The following is a 20348-nucleotide window of genomic DNA, read 5'->3' as shown; positions in this document are numbered from 1 at the left end:
CGTCGAAGCGTACAAGAAATTGACTTTTTTCATATCTTTGTAGCAGAATACAATCCAAAAACTACGATTATGAATAAGAAAAAAGGTGGAAAACGCGTAACGAAGAAGCAACTCGTGGAGCGGCTTCAGACATTCTTCCAAGAAAATCCCAACGAGACATTCTCGTTCAAACAGATATTCCGTGCACTCCGATTGGTAACCCATCCCGCTAAAATGCTCGCCATCGACACGATGGAGGAAATGGCATGGGACGACTATCTCTCGAAGGTTTCGGAAAACAGTTACCGGCTCAACCTCAAAACACAAGTGCAGGAAGGCACCTTTGTGCGCAAGGCCAATGGTAAAAACTCGTTCCTTCCCGACGATGGCGGCACGCCCGTGTTTGTCAGTGAGCGCAACTCTATGTATGCACTCAACGGCGACCGTGTGAAAGTGGCCTATATGGCACGTCGCGAAAAACATATCAAGGAGGCAATGGTGGTAGAAATCTTGTCGCATAAGCGCGATCAGGCAGTGGGTCGTCTGCGTGTGGAAAAAGACTATGCCTTCCTTGTTACCGAGGGAAACATCTTTGTTCACGACATCTTTGTGCCGAAGAAAAAACTCAAAGGTGGTAAGGATGGCGATAAGGCAGTGGTGAAAATCACCCAATGGCCATCGAAGGAATCGAAGAACATGGTGGGCGAAGTCATTGATGTGCTTGGTAAAGAAGGCGACAACAATGTGGAGATGCACGCCATATTGGCACAATACGGACTGCCTTACAAATATCCGAAAGCCGTGGAAGATGCTGCCGAAAAGATAGATCCCACTATCACGCCCGATGAGATTAAGCGTCGTGAAGACTTCCGCGATGTGTTCACTTGCACTATAGACCCGAAGGATGCGAAAGATTTCGACGATGCACTCTCCATTCGCAAAACGAAGAATGGACTTTGGGAAGTGGGTGTCCACATTGCCGATGTGTCTCATTATGTGACCGAAGGATCTATCATTGACAAGGAAGCCATGAAGCGTGCCACGAGTATCTATCTCGTTGACCGCACCATCCCGATGCTTCCCGAACGGCTGTGCAACTTTATCTGCTCCCTTCGCCCCGATGAGGAGAAGCTCGCCTATTCGGCTATTTTCGAGATGGACGACAATGCAAACATCAAGAAATTCCATATTGCACACACCGTCATCAAGAGCAACAGACGCTATGCCTATGAAGAAGTGCTCGACATTTTGCAGCAGTGTGAGGCTAAACCCTCATTGCGCAAGACCATTGAAAATGCAGAAATGCTCTGCACCCTCGCTCGCTTGTCGCAGATACTGCGTGAGCGCAGATTCAAAGGCGGTGCCGTGCGCTTCGACCGCGAAGAGTTGCATTTCGATATAGACGAGAAGGGTAAGCCCATCAGAGCTTATTTCAAGAAGTCGAACCAGGCTACCCAACTCATTGAAGAATTTATGCTCATAGCCAACAAGTGGGTGGCAGAAAGTGTGGGTAAGGTGAAGAAAGGTGTCAAAGCCAAGACACTGCCCTACCGTATCCACGACCAGCCCGACCCCACCAAGCTGGAGGCATTGCGCGAATTTGTAGTGAAGTTTGGTTATAAGATGAAGACTGCCGGCACCAAAGGAGCGATCTCGCGCAGTCTGAACACGCTCATGGACGAGTGTCAGGGTAAGCGAGAGCAGAACCTGATAGAGATTGTTGCTCTCCGATCAATGATGAAGGCAAAGTATTCCACCCATAATATAGGTCACTACGGACTGGCTTTTGAATACTACACCCACTTCACTTCGCCCATCAGACGCTATCCCGACACGATGGTACACCGTCTGTTGACACGCTATCAGGACGGAGGCCGCAGTGCCAGCCAAGATAAATACGAGGAACTCTGCGAGCACTGTTCCGACATGGAGCAGGTGGCACAGCAGGCTGAGCGCGATTCTATCAAGTATAAGATGGTAGAGTTTATGGCAGACAAGTTGGGCCAGTGCTTCGATGCGCATATCAGTGGCATCCAGTCATATGGTATCTATTGCGAGATAGACGAGAACCACTGCGAGGGAATGGTACCTATGCGCGACCTTGACGACGACTACTACGACTTCGACGAGAAGAACTATTGTCTCGTTGGCAGACGTCATCACCACAAATACCAACTGGGCGATGCAGTACGCATCAAGGTGGCAAGAGCCAATATAGAGAAGCGACAGCTCGACTTCACACTGGCTGACAACGACGAATAATCCATCGGAACAACCCCTGGAAAATACATATTCCATATACTATCGGGAGGCATAGCCGTCAACGGCAGGTTGCTTCCCGATTTTATATGCTATTTGCCAAGGTGTTTCCGATGGTGTGTAATAGTATGAAATATAATGGTTTACACCTATATGAAAGATACTTTTCTCAGCAAAACAAATTGATTTGCCGAGGAAAACAAATTGATTTGCCGAGGAAAACAAATTGATTTGCCGAGGAAAACAAATTGATTTGCCGAGCAATTCAATTTGATTTGCTGAGTAAATTCATTGAAATTGGTCTGCAAATTCATTGAAATTGCTGAGTAAATTCATTGAAATTGCTGAGCTGTACGCGTAACGTTTTGAACGTAAGGAATATATAGATGGGGTAAAAGAATGTTGTCGGCAAGGGGAAAATGATATGGCTTTGAAGCGGAAATAATATGTGGAATACAAAAAGAAAAATGTGTTTTCTTTTTGTATTCTACTCACTTAATCGTACCTTTGCAAAACGAAAAACAAATAAACAAAGATATGGACGCAATCAAAAAACTGTTCGCAAAGAAGCTGATGGATATCAAAGCCATCAAATTGCAACCCAACGAACCCTTTACATGGGCATCTGGTTGGAAGTCACCAATCTATACCGACAACCGCAAAACACTGTCGTATCCCGACGTGCGCTCGTTTGTAAAACTCGAACTGTGCCACGCCATTCAGGAGAATTTCCCTGAGGCAGAGGCTGTGGCTGGTGTTGCCACAGGTGCTATAGCACAAGGAGCTCTCGTGGCAGACCAGCTCGGACTGCCCTATGCCTACGTTCGTCCGAAACCAAAAGACCACGGTATGGGCAACCAAGTAGAGGGACACATCGAAAAAGGTGCTAAGGTTATCGTGGTAGAAGACCTGATCTCTACCGGAGGAAGCAGTCTTAAAGCCGTTGAAGCACTGCGCCAGTATGGATGCGAAGTCATTGGTATGGTGGCATCGTTCACCTATGGTTTCCCCGTTGCCGAACAGGCTTTCAAGGAGGCTGGCGTGCGTCTGATTACGCTGAGCAACTATGCTGCCGTGCTTGAACAGGCTGCCGACACCGGATATATCAAGCCAGAAGACATCGAAGTGTTGAACGAGTGGCGTAAGGACCCAGCTGCTTGGAAGGCATGACAAAGTTTGAAAGCAGCGTACACCAGATTCCATATCCGGTGGAAAACGTTTATCGCAACATCAGCGACCTCACCAACTTGGAGCGTATTAAAGACCGAGTGCCCGAAGACAAACTGAAGGATTTTCAGTTTGACAAAGATAGTGTGCAGGTCAATGTGCCACCGGTAGGACTTCTGAAACTGCGCATCATAGAGCGTGAAGACAATAAGTGTGTGAAGTTTGAAGCAGAGAAATCGCCAGTACCCTTCAACCTTTGGATACAGGTGCTGCCCGTCAACGACCACGAAAGCAAGATGCGTGTCACCGTAAAGGCCGACATCCCATTCATGCTCAAAGGCATGGTGAGCGGTCCACTGCAGGATGGAGTAGAGAAAGTTGCCACTGCTTTGGCACAGGTGCCCTACACCTTGTAGGCACACCTCTGCCAATCAACCCTTACACCGATTATATATTATACACGACAGATGAATAAACTTTGGGAGAAGAACTTTGAGGTGAATGCAGAAATAGAGCGCTTCACCGTGGGACGCGACCGTGAGATGGATCTCTACCTCGCACCCTACGATGTGATGGGATCTATGGCACATATCACTATGCTTGAGAGTATTGGCCTCTTGGAAGCCGACGAACTGAAACAACTGTTGGCTGAACTCAAACAAATATATGCCATTTGCCAGCGCGGCGAATTTCGCATAGAAGACGGAGTGGAGGATGTACACTCACAAGTGGAACTCATGTTGACACGAAAACTGGGCGACATGGGTAAGAAAATACACTCAGGCCGATCACGCAACGACCAAGTATTGGTGGATTTGAAACTCTTTACACGCCATCAACTCATGGAACTGGCAGACGGGGTGAAAGTGCTTTTCGACGAATTGCTCGCTAAGAGCGAACAGTATAAAAGCGTGCTCATGCCGGGCTACACCCATCTGCAGGTGGCAATGCCATCATCCTTCGGACTATGGTTTGGCGCCTACGCCGAGTCGTTGGCAGACGATATGCTCTTTCTGCAAGCAGCATACAAGATGACCAACCGTAACCCGTTGGGATCAGCAGCAGGATATGGATCGTCGTTCCCACTCAACAGACAGATGACCACAGACCTCTTGGGATTCGATTCTATGGACTATAACGTGGTTTATGCGCAGATGGGACGAGGAAAAATGGAGCGCAACGTGGCATTTGCCATGGCTACTATAGCAGGAACACTTGCTAAAATGGCATTTGATGCGTGTCTCTTCAACTCGCAAAACTTCTCGTTTGTGAAACTTCCAAAAGAGTGTACCACCGGAAGTAGCATCATGCCCCACAAGAAAAATCCCGATGTCTTCGAACTCATCCGTGCGAAATGCAACAAGATTCAGGCTTTGCCACAACAGGTGACACTCATCATGAACAATCTCCCCGTGGGTTATTTCCGCGATCTGCAGATTATCAAAGAGGTGTTCTTGCCTGCTTTCGACGAACTGAAAGACTGTTTGCAGATGGCGGCATACATCATCAATAAGATTGAAGTGCGCGAGGATATTCTCGACAATCCCATGTACGACCCGATGTTCTCCGTAGAGGAAGTCAACCGTTTGGCTGCTGCCGGAATGCCCTTCCGCGATGCGTATAAGAAGGTTGGGCTCGATATCGAGGCTGGAACTTTCACACCCAACAAGGACATACACCATACGCATGAGGGTTCGATAGGCAATCTCTGCAACGACAAGATAGCCGATCTGATGCAGCAAGTGCTTGGAGGTTTCGGTTTCAACCGTGTCACCGATGCAGAAAAATCGCTGTTGGAAAACGCTTAAACCATAAGGCAAACAACAGAACAATATGGCTGAAGGCTATAGCAAACATTATAATATGGATAGTCGCCCTACCGTTGTGTCAACACCAACGGGAAGGCGACTTTCTGCTTGGACAGGGCACCTTTCTCTTTGGACAAGGCGCCTTACGGCAGGTGTGGCAGTACTGCTGATGGCAACGGCATGCTCCACAGACCCTGAATTCAGTGCATGGCCCTGTCGCTTTGTCTATGATAACGGACTCCATCTCGACCAAACACTCGCCACAGCCACCAACAGCATGTCGCGTGGCATATTTTGTCATATCACCGAAAGCGTAAGACAAGGAGCGAAACACCTCGTGTTTACCAATTCTGACGGACTTTCATCCACACAGCGCGAAACGGCGGCAGAGAGCGAGAGCCACTATCAGCTCGGACTCAGCAACGGCATCATTGTGGGCTATCAAACTTTTAATACGACGCCAAACGGCGGATTTATTGCTTATGATGCACAGTGTCCAAACTGTGTGAGAAACGGCAATTCGCTGGGAAGTAGCAAGTATATCATCCAAATGGATCATAAAGGCATGGCGACCTGTCCCACTTGCAAGCGACAATATATGCTCAACAATCGGGGCATAGTGGTCAATGGCGGTAAAGACGACCATAAACTGGAACAATACGCACTGGTCAATTGTACCGGGCCAACGGGGGTTGTTTCTGTTTTCTCACGACAATAATCTACCAAGGTTTATCCGATAGGCAATGGATGGAAGTCGCATAGACCTCTATCCAGTATTCTCATGTGCTGACAAGACATAGCGACTGGTCAGCCGCAATGACTCTATTCGTTCAGAAAGCGATGCAAAGCACTGATGAGGACATCGTTTTCTTCAGGACTCTGGGTGGCTATGCGGAAGTGGTGGGGCGATAGATTGGCAAAGTTTGAACAGTTGCGAATCAGAATGCCCTCATGGTCTATCAGCCAATTCTTCAGTTGAAGGCTGCTGGCTTGCTCTATCATACAGAGCATAAAAGTGCTGTCGGTGTCGTAAACGCTGATGCCAGGGAGGGCACGCAAAGCATCGCGAAGGCGTGCGGTCTCTTTCAACAGTCCCTCAAGGTCGCTGATGGCGGGCTTGTCTTGAGCGATCAGAAAGCGTGCACCCTCGATAGCCAAGGCTCCTACCGACCATGGGCGCTGGTACTGGCGGAGGTGTCGCAATATCTCAGGATGTGCTGTCACATAGCCTACACGCATGCCCGGCACCGCATAACGCTTGCTCAGCGAATGGAGCAGAATGAGGTTGGGATAGCGCATCACTTGTTTCACATCTACTAATTTTGCGGCGGTATAACCTTCATACGACTGATCGACCACGAAAAGGTGGATGGGATTGGTGGCGATAAGATGGTCGATGATGCCTTCGGTCATCACTCCTCCTGTTGGATTATTAGGATTGCAGAGCCAGTAGATGCGGCGCGTAGGCAGCAACTTCTGGTCGTTTTCATACTCATAGCTGATGATATGTTCGTTGAGGCGACAAGCATCGGCATACTCGCTGAAAGTGGGTTGGGGGATGACAGACATGCCGCCACGCGTCATCTGGGCTATGAGATAGATGGCTTCGGTCACACCGCTGGTCACCATCACGCATTCGGCAGGGATGTCGTGATACTCGGCCAACTGTTCTTCGAGCTTCCGAGGCTGAGGTTCCGGATAGTGGTTTACAAGGTCAAGATGGTTGGCAAGATGGGCTTTCAGGGCTGTATGGTCTGTCTGTTGGCAGATGTTGGAACTGAAATTGATGCGCACCTGACTGTTGTAGCGGTAGAGATCGTCACCGTGTCCTTCTATCATTGTCTTATTCTTCTGGAGAGTTTAGGAATCGTTGGATGTTTGGTAATAAGTGAAGTAATGCCTGTCAAGGTGTAGGGCTACACCTTATTTATATATATAGGGCGGCTCGTTCATGTCTGACGTGCCACCCGTATGGTCATATCGTTAGTATCGAAATGTATGCCAGGGCGCTCGATGAAGCGACTCAGCGAACCGTCGGCGGCGAGCTGGTGAGGGGTGTCGATGCTCAAACGGTCGGGTTCCATCAGCCAAATGCGGTCTGCCAACTGCATGGCGAGTTCTACATCATGGGTGGAAAGAAATATCGTTTTCTGTTGTTCGTGTGCCAGTCGTCGCAGCAATTGCATCATCTCAACCTTGCTGGGAAAGTCGAGAAAGGCTGTTGGCTCATCGAGATAGATGGTGGGTGTTTGCTGCGCAAGGGCTTTGGCTATCATACATTTCTGGCGTTCACCGTCGCTCAACGTGTGAACTGGACGGCGTCTAAGCCGGTCGATGCCTACCAAACGGATGGCTTCGTCTATCATTTGGTGGTCGTCAGCATCGAGTGAACCCCAGAAACCGGTATAGGGCGAACGCCCCATGCCTACCATTTCTTCTACAGACATATTGCGCACATCGGGCTTTTCAGTCAGTACTACACCCACTTTCTTGCTGAGTTGGCGCGACGAAAGGGCTGTCAGCGGAGTGCCGTCGAGATAGATTTCGCCGGAAAGGGCGGGTTGGAATGCCGACAAAGTGCGCAGCAGTGTGGATTTGCCGATACCGTTCTGCCCCAACAAACAAGTCAGTTCGCTGGCATTGATGGTTGCGTTGATATCGCTGACCACGATGCGTTGCTGTCCTTTGACGATATACCCGATGGTGAGATGTCTGAGTTCTACGGTTTCCATGAGGTTGACTTTTGTATGCTGGGAATTATTTCTCTTTTGAAGTGAGTTCGTTGCGCAGACCCTTCATGCCTGTGAGATAGGCTTTGGCAGATCCGAACGAAAGGAACATATCCAAGCGTACGGGCAGGTGATTCTTATCGTCGGTGACGAAGAAACGTATGAGTTCGTGGTTCTTGCCGTCCTCACGTTCGATAAATGAGAATATCAGACAACGGAACTTCGCATTGCTGTTTTTCATCTTCAGCGTAGTCTTTCCGCCGTATTTCAACCATGAGTTGCTTAGGTGTCTGGCATCGCTGATGGGCATGGGGATATTCTCGCCCTTGCGCAACTTGGATGTGTCGAAGTTGCGTGCACGAAGGAAAATGCTCATCATGTCGTAGATGCAGTCCTTATACTCTGCTTGTTTCCAGTGGTGTTTACCGTCGGCATCGATGCGATGCATCTTCAAGTGGCTGTTTCCCTTAGGGTAGCTATACCATAACTCATCTACGTAATAGCGCTTGCCCTCGCGTGCTCCTTTGCGGTAATAAAGTGGGGTAATATCGGTAGTGGTGTAGCATAGCAGGGTATCGCGCATGATAAACATATTGTCGAGCTTGTCGTTACCACGCGTGATGAGGCTCGACCGGAAGGCAGGCACACCTTTGTGGGTCGATTGTACGGTGGACATAGATGCCGTGCCGACCTTCACCCATACGAATTTCCAATTGAAATAGAGGTCGTAGGAGAGATACTCGCCCGATTTGAAGGCGGTGTTGTGGATGCCACATTGCGCTTGCGAGGTGGTGACGGTGTGTGAGAAAAGTGGCAGACAGAGCATCAGCATGAGCAATAGGCGTCTGCCGTTGGTATTCAGGTGTTTCATCTTTTATCGTCATTTAGAGTTGTTGTTAGCGGTTTGCAACACGCCGTTCTTGTAGTAGGAAATACCCAAACGACGTGCGCGCTCGGCATTTCTATTGAGTAACTTCTGTTTCTCTTTATCCGGTTTCTGCTTGGTTATCTCGCCGGGCTTCTGCATGTTGAGCGGTGTGGCGGTAAGATTCCAAGGGCGGGTGATGTCCCATTTCTCCTTACAGTCTATGCGTCCGGGGAAATAATATACTTCCTCTGGTTGTAAGTTGGCATCGTAGTTGCCTGTATCCCATACGCCATTGCCGTTGCGATCGCGGAAGGCACGTGCGTAATAGCCACCGGGTTTGACATAGAAGAATACGGCATCGCCATTGGCTTCGGTACGCACTTGCTTGATGGTCTTCTCGCTTTGGTCGAGCAACTCTACCACATAGGTGGTGTCGGTGACGCCTGCGAGTTGCAAGACGATGGTCGAGAACTCATCGAGGGTGCTGATCTTAATGCCTTGTTTGAAGGGTTTCGATACGTTGCCGTAGATGTCTTCGAAGGCGGCGGAATCTACTTCTAAGCTGTATTCGCTACCGGCTGTCCATTCGGCAAGCACATCATACGTGCGGAGCAATGAGTCGCGACGCTGCACATCAACGGGCACACGATACCAAAGGGTATCAACCTTAGTATATAGGTGGATAGAGGCGGTGTCGCATCGAGCCAGTGGAGCGGGCATATTGATGGTGGGACGACTGTCTGGTGCCATGGTGCCGGGCACGTTATACTGCACTTTAAGTGGCTCGCGCGGCATGATACTGTCGTAGGGCTCGCCTTGCTTTTTGAGTTTAGCTTGCTCCTTTTCCCAACTCTCAACCTGTTTTTTCAGGTCTTTCTGCCGTTTGGCGTAGCTGGTTTTGGCTATCACATCTACCGTATCAATCTGTGTGACGAGTACTCCGGTAGAGTCGGTCATGAGATAGGAGAGTTGCATGGATAGCGTATCTTGGTTGACCAGTGCCGTATCGCGCAACCAATAGGTCAGTGTGTCCTTCTTTTCGCTGGCCTCAAGAACGAAGGCGTCTTTCTCATCGAAGTTGAAGCCGCGTATTTCTGGCAATTGTGGGTTGCCATAACTGAAATATAAAGTGAAGCGGTCGGCATCTTTTCGCTCTGGTTGTTTCAGCAGATAGCGGTCGGTTTGAACTTCTTGGAAGGCCAGAAGGATGATGTCGTCGGGATAGAAGTGGGTGTATGGCACTCGCAATATATTATCGATACGCAAGGAATCACGCCAGATGGTGTCCTGTCGGATATCTGGTCCGGCTGACGGTTTATAGGTGGTATGGGAGAAAGCCACCATCTCGCTCTTCTGATTGAACATATAATTGCCATCGGCATCTTGTAGCGCATAGACGCGATACTCGCCAGGTGCAACACCTTTGATGACGAAACGCCCTCTGCCATCGGTACGGGCAACGCGCAAAAGGGGCTTGGTGCGGAACGCTGAGTCTGCCAGATCGGCATAGAGCCCAACTTGTATGCCTTTGATAGGTTCGAGGTTTGAGGCGTCGAGCACCGTTCCTGCCACCTCGAAAGTGTCGATGCGTTCACCGGTAGAGAAGGTGAAGGTGTAGTTGCCCAACGGATTGTTTTCGTTGTTGTCGCTGATGGCATCGCTGAAGTCGATGGTGTAGGTGGTGTTGGCCTTTAGTGAGTCTTTCAAGTCAACAACAATCTTTTTACCCGTTGCCTTAATCTCGGGCATCTCCAATTGTGGTGGAGAGACGATAACATTCTGTGTGGCATCCTCCAGCTTGATATACTCATCAAACTGTATGGTTATTCTTTTGGAGTTCACACCGACAGCCTGATCGGCTGGATTGGAGCCGATGATGCGGGGTGGATCATCGTCAAACCATCCGCCATCGGGTTGTCCCATACGTGCGCATGCCACCATCAGCAGGGATAGGGCTGCTATGAGTATCAACTGGAAGTGTCTGTTTGTGGGTCTGTTCATGATTGCAGTTTGAGAAGCTGTTCGATATGTTCACGCGAATTGCTTAGGCGTGGCACTTTGTGCTGACCGCCTAATTTGCCGCGTTGCTTAAGCCAATCGTTGAAAAGTCCCTTTCTGGCAGGGATAATCTCCAGATGTTGCAGGGTGATATTCTTATAGCGTTTGGCTTCATAGTCGCTGTTGAGCTCTTGTAGGCGACGGTCAAGCAGGTCGGAGAACTGCTGCAAATCGGCTGGAGGGGTGCTGAATTCAATCAACCACTGGTGGCGACATTTGGCATTGGCATCCATGAAAACGGGGGCTGCGGTGTATTCCAGCACCTCGGCACCTGTTTGTTGACAGGCATAAGCCAGACCCTGTTCGGCATTATCTACGATGAGTTCCTCGCCAAAAGCGTTGATAAAGCTCTTGGTACGACCTGAGATAACAAACTTATATGGGTTGGTGGAGGTGAATCGGATGGTATCACCGATCATGTATCGCCATAATCCGCATGATGTAGTGATTATCATGGCATAGTTTTTGTCCTTTTCAACGCCCCATAACGGAACGATGTTGTCGGTGCCCATCTCTTGGAACTCGTAGAAAACATCATAGTCGAGCATGAGCAACATCGCTTTGTCGGATGGGTCATCCTGCAGGCCGAAGAATCCTTCGCTCGCATTATACGTTTCCATATAATGCATTTTGGGTGACGTGATAAGTTGTTCATACTGCTTGCGGTAGGGGGTGAAAGCCACTCCGCCATGGAAGAATACTTCAAGATTGGGCCATACTTCTTCCAAATGGGTCTTGCCAGAAATCTCCATGACACGGTTTAATACCGATAACATCCATGAGGGAACGCCTGATATGTTGGTCACATTCTTGTGGAGTGCTTCGTGGGCAATGCGGTCGCGCTTCACTTCAAAGTCTTCAAGCAATGCGGTCTTCTTCTTCGGAATGCGCACCAAATTTGCCAAAGGATTGATGTTTTCGATGAGAATGGCGCTGAGGTCGCCTACCAAAGAATCTGGCAGATTATAGTTGGGAGCATGGCTGCCACCTAAAATCAATGCGCGGCCGTCAAACAATCGAGATTGAGGATTGTTGCGGAGATAGAGGGCTACAGAGTCGAAGCCACCTTTGTAGTGGATATTTTTCAGACCGTCGCTGCTGACAGGAATGAACTTCGACTTGTCGTTCGTAGTGCCACTCGATTTGGCATACCATTTCACACGTCCGTTCCAGAGGATATTTGTCTCTCCGTGGCGCATGCGATCTATCTGTTCTTTCAGTTCTTCGTAGGTGTTGACGGGGCAGTTTCGCACGAAAGTATCATAGTCTTTCGTGGCTGAAAATGCATATTTGCGTCCTATTTCGGTGTTGGATGCTTGAGCAAGCAGGCGGTGCAACACCTCGCACTGAAGGGCTTCGCCCTCCTTCTGATGGCGTTCCAGTTCATGCATGCGATGCACGAAGATGTGGCGTACAATATTTGTTAAACTCATATCTGTATTATTATACAAGGTGCAAAGGTAGTGCAAACCGAGCGAAATACAAAAGAAAAGACCATTTTCTTTTGTATTTCCGAGGTGCAGCCTACCTTCGCGACGTAGTCACAAAGGTACGATTAAGTGAGCGAAGTACAAAAGAAAAACTCGTTTTTCTTATATCTGCAAGACTTCTATGTGACTTCTACAAGCCACATACGCAGCGTTTGACAGAATCATGAGCAATTGGCATTTGGTGCTTATAAAATTTAACTTCGTGTGTTTCATTGTATTTAATATAGTTACAAATTCTTATTTTTGAATGGAAAAACCATGCTTTTTTATCAGAAATCAAAGAAATATACTACCTTTGTAACCAATATACTAACTGAAAAGCCCTAATGAGGGCGCTTATCAACTTCAAATAAAACAACTAATAACAATGAAGAAAATTATCTCTATCACTCTTGCATTGCTTTGTTTCGAAAGCATGGAAGCACAGAAAATCACCTTCTTCTCACCTACTGTGGTACGTGTGGAGAAGACTACAGATGGGCAGTTTGCAGAAAAGAAAAGCCTTGTTATAACGGCTACACCGCAAAAAGTGGCGGTCAATGTCAAGCAGGCGGATGGCAAAACAGTCTATCGGACGAATGCATTGACCGTTACCGTGGATGATAAATCGCAACAGGTAAGCTTTGCAAAAGCCGACGGTACAACGCTTATGACTGAAGGCGAATTTGCCTTTACGCCTATTACAGAGGGTATAGACAAGGGATCGTATCGCGTAAAACAAGCTTTTGCACTGGAAAAAGATGAGCCCATCTATGGCTTGGGAATGATGCAGAGCGGAAAAATGAATCTAAGAGGAGAACACAGACTGATGATACAAACTAATCTGGAAGACTTTACTCATTTCTTCCAGAGTATTAAAGGATATGGCATCTATTGGGACAATTACTCGCCAACAACAATCAACGACGATGATACACTGCAACTGGAGAGTCAGGTAGGAAAGGCTGTTGACTACTATTTCATGTATGGTAACGATGCGGATGGCGTCATCCGACAGATGCGTTGGCTAAGCGGAAAAGTGCCTATGGTGCCACGTTGGACCTATGGATTCCATCAAAGTCGTGAGAGATACAAGTCGGCAAACGAACTGCTCGACGTGGTAAGACGCTATCGCAAAATGGGAATACCATTCGACGGAATAATACAAGACTGGCAATACTGGGGTGGTAACTACAACTGGAATGCTATGGAGTTTCTCAATGATGCGTTCAGTAATCCACAAGCCATGATAGATGAGGTGCACCAACGTCATGCACATCTCACCATTTCGGTATGGGCATCGTTCGGACCACATACAAAACCATATCGGGAACTCGATGAAAAGGGATTGCTCTTCCATTTCAAAACATGGCCAGAGTCGGGACTTACCCAGTGGCCACCACGTCAGGACTATCCGTCTGGTGTACGTGTTTATGACTGCTACTCGCCTGTGGCACGCGATATCTATTGGAAATATCTATCAAAACTCCATCAGATGGGGATCGATGCATGGTGGATGGACTCTACAGATCCCGACCATTGCCAGTTTAAGGATAGTGACCTTGACGAAAAATGCAGCATGGGTAGCTGGCGATCTGTACGAAATGCATTTGCCTTGATGGCGGTTGGAGGAGTGGATCAAAACCAGCGTAAGGTGGATTCAATACATCGCCCTTTCATTCTTACACGTTCCTTCTTCGCCGGACAACAGCGCTATGGAGCACATACGTGGAGTGGAGACGTGGGCAGTTCGTGGCAGTCTTTACGCGCACAAGTGCCACTTTGTCTGAATCACACACTTTGCGCCAACCCCAATGTGAATACCGACATAGGCGGATTCTTTGCCAATGCATACAACCGCACCTATCTCGACAATACTGGAACAACTAATCCACAGTTCCAAGAACTATACGTGCGATGGATGCAGTTCGGACTTTTCACACCAATGATGCGTAGTCACGGTACTGAGGTATATCGAGAACTCTATTACTACGGCAAGCCTGGCGAACCTGTATATGATGCATTGCTTGATGCCGTAAAGATGCGTTATCGCCTATTGCCATATATCTATAGTCAAAGCTGGCAAGTAAGTGCCAACGATGATTCATTTATGCGTCCCTTGGTGATGGACTTCCGCAACGATAAAAATGTGTGGAACAATGGACGACAATATATGTTTGGTCACAGCTTCTTAGTGTGCCCGGTGGTTGATCCACTATTTACTGAGGAGAAAATAGTAAAGACCGACGAGCAATCGGGCTGGGATAGACACGATAACAATGAGTATGCAAACGGATGGCCAACGGTGGATTGGAGTCAGAAAAAGCTTTTTGACGTCTATCTGCCACAAGGTGCTGACTGGTATGACTATTGGACAGGACAGTTATATAAAGGCGGACAGACCATCAAAGCGGATGCACCAATAGCACACTCACCACTCTATGTCAAGGCTGGAAGTATTGTGCCGATGGGTGATGACCGACAGTATAGCGACGAAAGACCATGGGATGTGCTTACACTCTTGGTTTATCCGGGACGCGATACATCGTTTACACTCTATGAAGATGAGGGCGACAACTTCAACTATCAACGTGGACAATATGCCGAAATTCCTATGACATGGAACGAAAAACAGCATTTGCTGACTATCGGACAGCGTCGCGGAAAATTCAAAGGAATGCTCCAAAAGCGTGTCTTTGAGGTGAAGATGCCCGATAATACCATTTATAAAGTGGCCTATAATGGTAAGAAAACAACGGTAAAAATTAAACGATAAAATCAGAAAGTGAGCGTATATATAACGAAAAAAACGCTGCATACAACCATACTGACGCTCTTGTTGCTGATGTTACACACAGCAACATGGGCGCAGTATGACTTATTGTCGGCAAAGAAAGGGGTTGTGAAAGACGGCTACGACTTTTGGGTATATACGCCAGATGACTATTATTTCTCGCAGGAACAAACTCCATTGATAATCTTCCTTCATGGTGCAAGCCGCTGTGGACGCGATATGAAACGCTGTTTGCAATATGGCCCTGTTGATGCCGTTAAGATGGGAAGACAGATTCCCGCACTTATAGTTACCCCACAAAACCCAGGCGGGGCATGGAATCCACGCCGCCTTAACAATATTCTGGAGTGGATGAAGAAGAACTATTCATTTGACGATACACGCGTATATGTAATAGGTATGAGTCTCGGAGGCTATGGTACACTGGATTTCGCAGGTACTTATCCTGACAAAATAGCTGCCGCAATAGCACTATGTGGCGGTTCTACGCTGAAAGACTATCGTGGATTGGGTGAATTACCATTATGGATAGTGCATGGAACTGCAGACCGCGCCGTATCGGTGCGCGAATCACAGAAGGTGGTTGAAGGGATGAAAATACTCGGAGCTACCGAGCGTTTGCGTTATGACTGGATGCCTGGAGCATCACATGGTGCTTTGGCACGCTTCTTCTATACCGACAAAACGTATGATTGGTTGTTTCAACACGCATTAAGCGACCCACGGCGACCGATTAACACAAATATCGATATTACCAAAACCGACCTGTCACAGGCTTACCGCGATATAAAGCGGCGAACTGATGAACTCGAACTTGAACTTGATAACGACAAATAATTCGTACCACCGACACATCTGTTTTCTGACCAAAGAGACGCTGTTGGTGGTCAATCACTATAACAATGAAAAGTCTATCAAAGCAACTAAGAACTCTGGAATCGTATCTGTATTCTATCCTTATGGCTGTTTTGGCTGCCATCGGGATTCCTTCGGCTGCTCAACAGAAAGGTAAAGCAACCTTTTATTCGAAGCGCGCTAATGGTTCAAGAACGGCAAGTGGAGAACGTATCCATAGTGACAGTCTGGTCTGTGCGCATCGCACACACCCCTTCGGCACACTCCTAAAAGTGAGAAATCCTGCCAATGGCAAGGAAGTTGTAGTACGCGTTATCGACCGAGGACCTTTTTCCCGTGGTCGTGTCATCGATCTTTCCTATCGCGCTGCCCGTGAGTTGGGCATCGTAGCGCAGGGTGTTGCCATGGTTGAGGTATCGGTTTATAAGCGAAAAGTAGAGATACCATTCAAGCCAGATGACGGTTTTGATGTGCCTGAACTCGATTTGGAAATGACCGAAAGCGATGATAAAATCGTTCCGCAATGGCAAGATGAAGATGAAAAAACTGTTGCTGTTCCTGCGAAAAAAACGGCAGGAAAATCCACAGGAAAGTCTGCAATGCATCCAAATAAAGCCACGGAGAAGGTTTCAGGTAAGTCTGCTACATCTCATAGTAAAGGTACGGGGAAGGCTTCCGGAAGGTCTGCTGCACATACAAGTAAGTCGGCTGTTCACAAAGTGCAACCTGTCGAGAAGCAGAAAAAGAGATGATTTCATGGTCTTCATCATCTTTTTGGAATGGCTGTTTAATGGTCTGTCAACCCAAGCGTCAGTATGCTGAAGCGTATATTTTTTGCTACTTGCATCTCTTGAATACAGGCCATGGCTGTGGCACCTGTAGTGCAGATGTCGTCTATCAATAGGATATGTCGGTCAGAAAGTGCTGAGGCATCACGCAATACAAACATGTTTTCCACATTTTTCTGGCGTTCAGTGTGCCCCAACATCGTTTGACTTTGTAGGAAATGCTTGCGACGGAGCGCTTTGGTAATTACTGGAATAGAGGTGATTTTACTGACTCCACGTGCCAAGTATTCGCTTTGGTTGTAGCCTCGTTGATGTAGCCGGCGGCGCGAAAGTGGTACCGGAACGATGGCATCTATATCGTTAAAGAACCCTGAGGATAATAGTTCTTTTGCCATGATTTCCCCCATAGCCATCGCATAGTCAGGATGCCGGTAGTATTTTATAGCATAAATGAGGCGCGCTGAAGCATTGTGAGGATTGAAATGGACGAATGCCACGGCCTTTTCTATAGGTACGATACCTTGAAACAAGACGGTCATAGGATTATAGTCTGCCGTCAGTTCGTAGTGGGTACGCGGCAGTCTTGTGGCACAACTGCCACAAATGGCTTTCTCGTCGAAGCCCAACCGACTGTCGCAGATACTGCAATGGCGGGGTAGAATGGTGTCGAGAAGCCTATTCCATATCGTATTCTTCTTCGTCATCGATACTGATACACTGTTTGATAATATCCATGGTGAATCCTCTGCCGATGGCAAATTTGATGAGCTTCTGCCGCAATTCATAGTCGTTATGCGCCTTTACTGAGCGTCTTTTCTGTTGTAGCAATGGGCGCAGAATGGCAATGTATTCCTCGTCGTCGATACTGTCGAGCACTCGTTGGCGTATGTCTTCGGCAATGTGTTTCAGCCACATGGCCTGTTCGACCTTGCGTCGTCCCCATTTATTGTATTTCACTTTGTCGTTGGCAAAAGCACGTGCAAAGCGTTCATCATCTACATATCGCTCGGTTATCAGCCGTTGCATCACTCTCGCCTGAGCATCGTCAGCAATTTCCCAACGGCGCATTTTCTCCTGCATCTCATATTCGCAGTGTTCAGCTTGAGCACATAATGCAGCCAAGCGGAGGTAGGCTTCTTGTTCTGTCATCGTGTTCATCGGCGGCAACGGATAAAGCGTATTTTGCCAAAAGCATCGCTACGGGGCGTCACTTCGCTGAATCCAGCATTGTGAAGCATTGTGCAGAGATCATCGGCATAGAGTGGATTGATTTCGAAATAAAGGTTACCTTGCGGTAGAAGTGCCGTTAAGGCATAGCGTGCAATGGCGCAGTAGAATCGCAGCGGATCGCTATCTGGCACGAAAAGTGCTGTGTGTGGTTCGTAATCGAGTACGTTTTTCTCCATCGCTTCAGCCTCGTTTTGACAGATATATGGCGGATTGCTCACGATAATGTCATAGCGCTGATTATCATCTTCATGATTTTGTAGTGCATCGCGCAATATGAAATCAACATGTGCGTTCAGGTTTTGTGCATTTTCTGAAGCCAGCGAAAGGGCATCGGGGGATATATCCCATGCTGTAATCTGTGCTTTTGGCTGTGCCAATGCCATAGTGATGGCAATGCAACCACTGCCTGTTCCGATATCGAGCAAACTGCTGAATGGTGTGGAAAGCATCCATTGACAGAGTTCTCCGGTCTCAGGTCTGGGTATTAAAGCCCGTCGGTCGGTATGGAAAGTATGTCCGCAAAACTGCGTCTTGCCTAATACATACTGCACGGGCTCATGGTTTTTCAATCGTTCTGCCACTTGTTTGAGGTCGCTGTCATCGATGTCTGCGTCGCGTCCGAGACAGATATCGGTGAGTGATAAACCATAGCGCACTTCATAAACCAAGCGTGCAATGGCTTTTGCCTCACCCTCGTCGTAGGTCAATGCCAGTTGTTTACAAAGCGTATTGTACGTCATTCCTACTGCAATAGAAGTGGGTTAGGGGTGTTGCAACAGCTGGATAGCCTTCATCACGATGTCGTTTTGCTCATTCATGATAGAGAAATACTCATCCATATTCCATAGGTCGCGTGCCACAAGTGCCTTCATTTGGAGACGAAGGGATGGGAGTGACTTTTGCAATTCGGCATCGTCTTTTGGTTTGACACCGTCTTTTGCAGCCTCTGCCAACATTTGGTCAATCACATCTTGCGGCACTTCATAGGTGTTTTTGAAAGTCTCAAACACAGGATACTGCTTTTGCAACTGCTTGCGATGTGTATCCACATAGCGCAGATTGGCATTGATGATATATGATTTGGCAGCAATCTCTCTGTAGAAGGGAGTATAGATTGTAGTATCGAGTGGCACATAATGGTCGGGCATGATACCTCCTCCGCCATAAACCGTACGGTGTTGGCGCAGTGTATAGCATTTCAGTGAGTCGGCAAAATGTATGCTGTCTGCATGTTGCAGTTCGCCACTGGTCAGTCTGTTATATACATCCATGGCGTAATCTTCTGCTTTTCCTTTCACGTATGGTTTTTGGATACAGCGTCCAGATGGTGTGAAATAGTGGGCTATAGTCAGTCGAATCATTGATCCATCGGGCAGGTCAACAGGTCGTTGTACCAGACCTTTACCGTATGATCGACGTCCAACCACGATGCCGCGATCTTGGTCTTGTATGGCACCCGTCACGATTTCAGCGGCTGAAGCCGAGTAACTGTCAATCAACACAGCGAGCTGACCTTCCTCAAAGAGTCCTTTTCCGCGTGCTTTATAATCTTTGCGTGAGGCTTGTCGCCCTTCCATATATACAATAAGGTCGCCAGCGTGAAGCATCTCGTTGGCAATTTCCACTGCAGCGTGCATATATCCGCCACCGTTTCCTTGCAGGTCAAGTATGAGCGAGGTCATGCCTTGTGCCTTTAAAGCTTTGAGGCGTTCGCGAAATTCTTCGTGGGTTTGTGCCCCGAAGCTACCGATTCGGATATATCCTATCGTTGGTCTGATCATATATGAGGCATCGATAGTCTTCACAGGAATCTTGTCGCGGATGATATCGAAATGCAGCATGCCCTTGATACCGCGGCGTACAACGCCCAAGCGCACTAATGTTCCCTTTCGTCCGCGCAGTCTGCGCATGATTTCTTCGCGCGACATTTTTACGCCAGCAATCGCAGTATCATTGACGGTGACTATTCTGTCGCCCGCCATGATGCCTTTCTTTTCAGACGGACCGCCTACCACGGGTTGTATCACGAGTAGTGTATCTTCCGACATATTAAACTGCACACCGATGCCCTCGAAGTTGCCTTGCAGTGGTTCGTTGCTTGCTTCCACCTCTTTTGCGGTAAGGTAACTGCTGTGCGGATCGAGTTTTTCGAGCATACCTCGTATGCCGTCTTCCACCAATCGCTGTTCATCTACGGTGTCCACATACAGGTTGTTGATAGCCATCTCTGCTATTTGCAGTTTGCGCAAGGCTTCTCCTCGCATATTGATGCGCAACTGTGCTATGGCAGCCAACGGCAACAATAGCATGAGGTATAGTATATTTCTTTTTGAAATCATGTTTT

The 20348-nt window shown here is 48.0% G+C and carries 16 protein-coding genes and 1 pseudogene; 8 read left to right on the top strand and 9 right to left on the bottom strand.

Going from position 1 to position 20348, the window contains the following annotated elements:
• Positions 1 to 69 precede the first annotated feature (69 nt).
• The 5 genes from rnr (at position 70) to CIK89_RS08810 (ending at position 5931) form a co-directional block, all read left to right on the top strand.
• Positions 70 to 2241 carry a ribonuclease R gene (gene rnr, locus CIK89_RS08830; protein ID WP_094391011.1) on the top strand — a complete coding sequence of 724 codons (2172 nt, stop codon included), beginning with the start codon at positions 70 to 72 and terminating at the stop codon, positions 2239 to 2241.
• A 534-nt stretch (positions 2242 to 2775) separates the two neighbouring features.
• Positions 2776 to 3408 (top strand): orotate phosphoribosyltransferase, encoded by a 633-nt coding sequence (gene pyrE / locus CIK89_RS08825; protein ID WP_094391010.1) that lies wholly within the window; start codon positions 2776 to 2778, stop codon positions 3406 to 3408.
• Complete coding sequence (locus CIK89_RS08820; protein WP_094391009.1) at positions 3405 to 3821, top strand: polyketide cyclase; 417 nt, start codon at positions 3405 to 3407, stop codon at positions 3819 to 3821. Before pyrE ends, CIK89_RS08820 begins: the two co-directional genes overlap by 4 nt.
• Positions 3822 to 3872: 51 nt before the next feature.
• Positions 3873 to 5213: an argininosuccinate lyase gene (argH, locus tag CIK89_RS08815; RefSeq protein ID WP_094391008.1), complete on the top strand. Its 1341-nt coding sequence runs from the start codon at positions 3873 to 3875 to the stop codon at positions 5211 to 5213.
• Between the two features lie 25 nt (positions 5214 to 5238).
• A complete protein-coding gene (locus CIK89_RS08810; protein WP_144007230.1) occupies positions 5239 to 5931 on the top strand; it encodes a hypothetical protein in 693 nt (230 codons plus the stop codon).
• Between the two features lie 104 nt (positions 5932 to 6035).
• Here CIK89_RS08810 and CIK89_RS08805 read toward each other — a convergent pair whose 3' ends face one another.
• From CIK89_RS08805 to CIK89_RS08785, 5 genes and pseudogenes are all read right to left on the bottom strand, one after another.
• Positions 6036 to 7052: an aminotransferase class I/II-fold pyridoxal phosphate-dependent enzyme gene (locus tag CIK89_RS08805; protein WP_094391006.1), complete on the bottom strand. Its 1017-nt coding sequence runs from the start codon at positions 7050 to 7052 to the stop codon at positions 6036 to 6038.
• A 125-nt stretch (positions 7053 to 7177) separates the two neighbouring features.
• Positions 7178 to 7945: pseudogene (locus CIK89_RS08800) on the bottom strand (ABC transporter ATP-binding protein); the annotation flags it as partial.
• A gap of 25 nt (positions 7946 to 7970) precedes the next feature.
• Positions 7971 to 8813, bottom strand: a complete 843-nt coding sequence (locus tag CIK89_RS08795) for a DUF3108 domain-containing protein (RefSeq protein ID WP_094391004.1) — start codon at positions 8811 to 8813, stop codon at positions 7971 to 7973.
• A gap of 9 nt (positions 8814 to 8822) precedes the next feature.
• Entirely contained in the window at positions 8823 to 10811 is a 1989-nt protein-coding gene (locus CIK89_RS08790; protein WP_254046655.1) for an Ig-like domain-containing protein, read from the bottom strand.
• Positions 10808 to 12301: a GH3 auxin-responsive promoter family protein gene (locus CIK89_RS08785; RefSeq protein WP_094391003.1), complete on the bottom strand. Its 1494-nt coding sequence runs from the start codon at positions 12299 to 12301 to the stop codon at positions 10808 to 10810. The genes CIK89_RS08790 and CIK89_RS08785 overlap by 4 nt, the downstream gene beginning before the upstream one ends.
• A 424-nt stretch (positions 12302 to 12725) precedes the next feature.
• On the opposite strand from CIK89_RS08785, the gene CIK89_RS08780 reads away from it, so the two are divergent.
• From CIK89_RS08780 to CIK89_RS08770, 3 genes are all read left to right on the top strand, one after another.
• The gene (locus CIK89_RS08780) at positions 12726 to 15113 is read left to right on the top strand and encodes a glycoside hydrolase family 31 protein (protein ID WP_094391002.1); all 2388 of its coding nucleotides are present in this window, start codon (positions 12726 to 12728) and stop codon (positions 15111 to 15113) included.
• A 9-nt stretch (positions 15114 to 15122) separates the two neighbouring features.
• Positions 15123 to 15968 carry a dienelactone hydrolase family protein gene (locus CIK89_RS08775; protein WP_254046654.1) on the top strand — a complete coding sequence of 282 codons (846 nt, stop codon included), beginning with the start codon at positions 15123 to 15125 and terminating at the stop codon, positions 15966 to 15968.
• A 65-nt stretch (positions 15969 to 16033) separates the two neighbouring features.
• Positions 16034 to 16738: a septal ring lytic transglycosylase RlpA family protein gene (locus CIK89_RS08770; protein ID WP_254046653.1), complete on the top strand. Its 705-nt coding sequence runs from the start codon at positions 16034 to 16036 to the stop codon at positions 16736 to 16738.
• A 35-nt stretch (positions 16739 to 16773) separates the two neighbouring features.
• On the opposite strand, the gene CIK89_RS08765 is transcribed toward CIK89_RS08770, so the two are convergent.
• Genes CIK89_RS08765 through CIK89_RS08750 form a run of 4 tightly spaced genes read right to left on the bottom strand, consistent with a single transcriptional unit; the run spans position 16774 to position 20343 of the window.
• Positions 16774 to 17478: a ComF family protein gene (locus CIK89_RS08765; protein ID WP_094390999.1), complete on the bottom strand. Its 705-nt coding sequence runs from the start codon at positions 17476 to 17478 to the stop codon at positions 16774 to 16776.
• A complete protein-coding gene (locus tag CIK89_RS08760; protein ID WP_371593383.1) occupies positions 17450 to 17923 on the bottom strand; it encodes a regulatory protein RecX in 474 nt (157 codons plus the stop codon). The genes CIK89_RS08765 and CIK89_RS08760 overlap by 29 nt, the downstream gene beginning before the upstream one ends.
• A gap of 5 nt (positions 17924 to 17928) precedes the next feature.
• A complete protein-coding gene (prmC, locus tag CIK89_RS08755; RefSeq protein WP_094390997.1) occupies positions 17929 to 18744 on the bottom strand; it encodes a peptide chain release factor N(5)-glutamine methyltransferase in 816 nt (271 codons plus the stop codon).
• A 21-nt stretch (positions 18745 to 18765) separates the two neighbouring features.
• The gene (locus CIK89_RS08750; protein WP_094390996.1) at positions 18766 to 20343 is read right to left on the bottom strand and encodes a S41 family peptidase; all 1578 of its coding nucleotides are present in this window, start codon (positions 20341 to 20343) and stop codon (positions 18766 to 18768) included.
• Positions 20344 to 20348 lie beyond the last annotated feature (5 nt).

The organism is Prevotella sp. P4-119, assembly GCF_002251345.1.
Classification (GTDB): Bacteria; Bacteroidota; Bacteroidia; order Bacteroidales; family Bacteroidaceae; genus Prevotella.
Note: the sequence above shows the minus strand (reverse complement) of the source record. Positions and strands in the feature narration are given on the sequence as shown.

Coding starts and splice junctions, on each gene's coding strand:
- rnr (WP_094391011.1), top strand. CDS start 70: ATGAATAAGAAAAAAGGTGGAAAACGCGTAACGAAGAAGCAACTCGTG.
- pyrE (WP_094391010.1), top strand. CDS start 2,776: ATGGACGCAATCAAAAAACTGTTCGCAAAGAAGCTGATGGATATCAAA.
- CIK89_RS08770 (WP_254046653.1), top strand. CDS start 16,034: ATGAAAAGTCTATCAAAGCAACTAAGAACTCTGGAATCGTATCTGTAT.
- CIK89_RS08765 (WP_094390999.1), bottom strand. CDS start 17,478: ATGACGAAGAAGAATACGATATGGAATAGGCTTCTCGACACCATTCTA.
- CIK89_RS08805 (WP_094391006.1), bottom strand. CDS start 7,052: ATGATAGAAGGACACGGTGACGATCTCTACCGCTACAACAGTCAGGTG.
- CIK89_RS08785 (WP_094391003.1), bottom strand. CDS start 12,301: ATGAGTTTAACAAATATTGTACGCCACATCTTCGTGCATCGCATGCAT.
- prmC (WP_094390997.1), bottom strand. CDS start 18,744: ATGACGTACAATACGCTTTGTAAACAACTGGCATTGACCTACGACGAG.
- argH (WP_094391008.1), top strand. CDS start 3,873: ATGAATAAACTTTGGGAGAAGAACTTTGAGGTGAATGCAGAAATAGAG.
- CIK89_RS08760 (WP_371593383.1), bottom strand. CDS start 17,923: ATGACAGAACAAGAAGCCTACCTCCGCTTGGCTGCATTATGTGCTCAA.
- CIK89_RS08820 (WP_094391009.1), top strand. CDS start 3,405: ATGACAAAGTTTGAAAGCAGCGTACACCAGATTCCATATCCGGTGGAA.
- CIK89_RS08780 (WP_094391002.1), top strand. CDS start 12,726: ATGAAGAAAATTATCTCTATCACTCTTGCATTGCTTTGTTTCGAAAGC.
- CIK89_RS08795 (WP_094391004.1), bottom strand. CDS start 8,813: ATGAAACACCTGAATACCAACGGCAGACGCCTATTGCTCATGCTGATG.
- CIK89_RS08750 (WP_094390996.1), bottom strand. CDS start 20,343: ATGATTTCAAAAAGAAATATACTATACCTCATGCTATTGTTGCCGTTG.
- CIK89_RS08790 (WP_254046655.1), bottom strand. CDS start 10,811: ATGAACAGACCCACAAACAGACACTTCCAGTTGATACTCATAGCAGCC.
- CIK89_RS08810 (WP_144007230.1), top strand. CDS start 5,239: ATGGCTGAAGGCTATAGCAAACATTATAATATGGATAGTCGCCCTACC.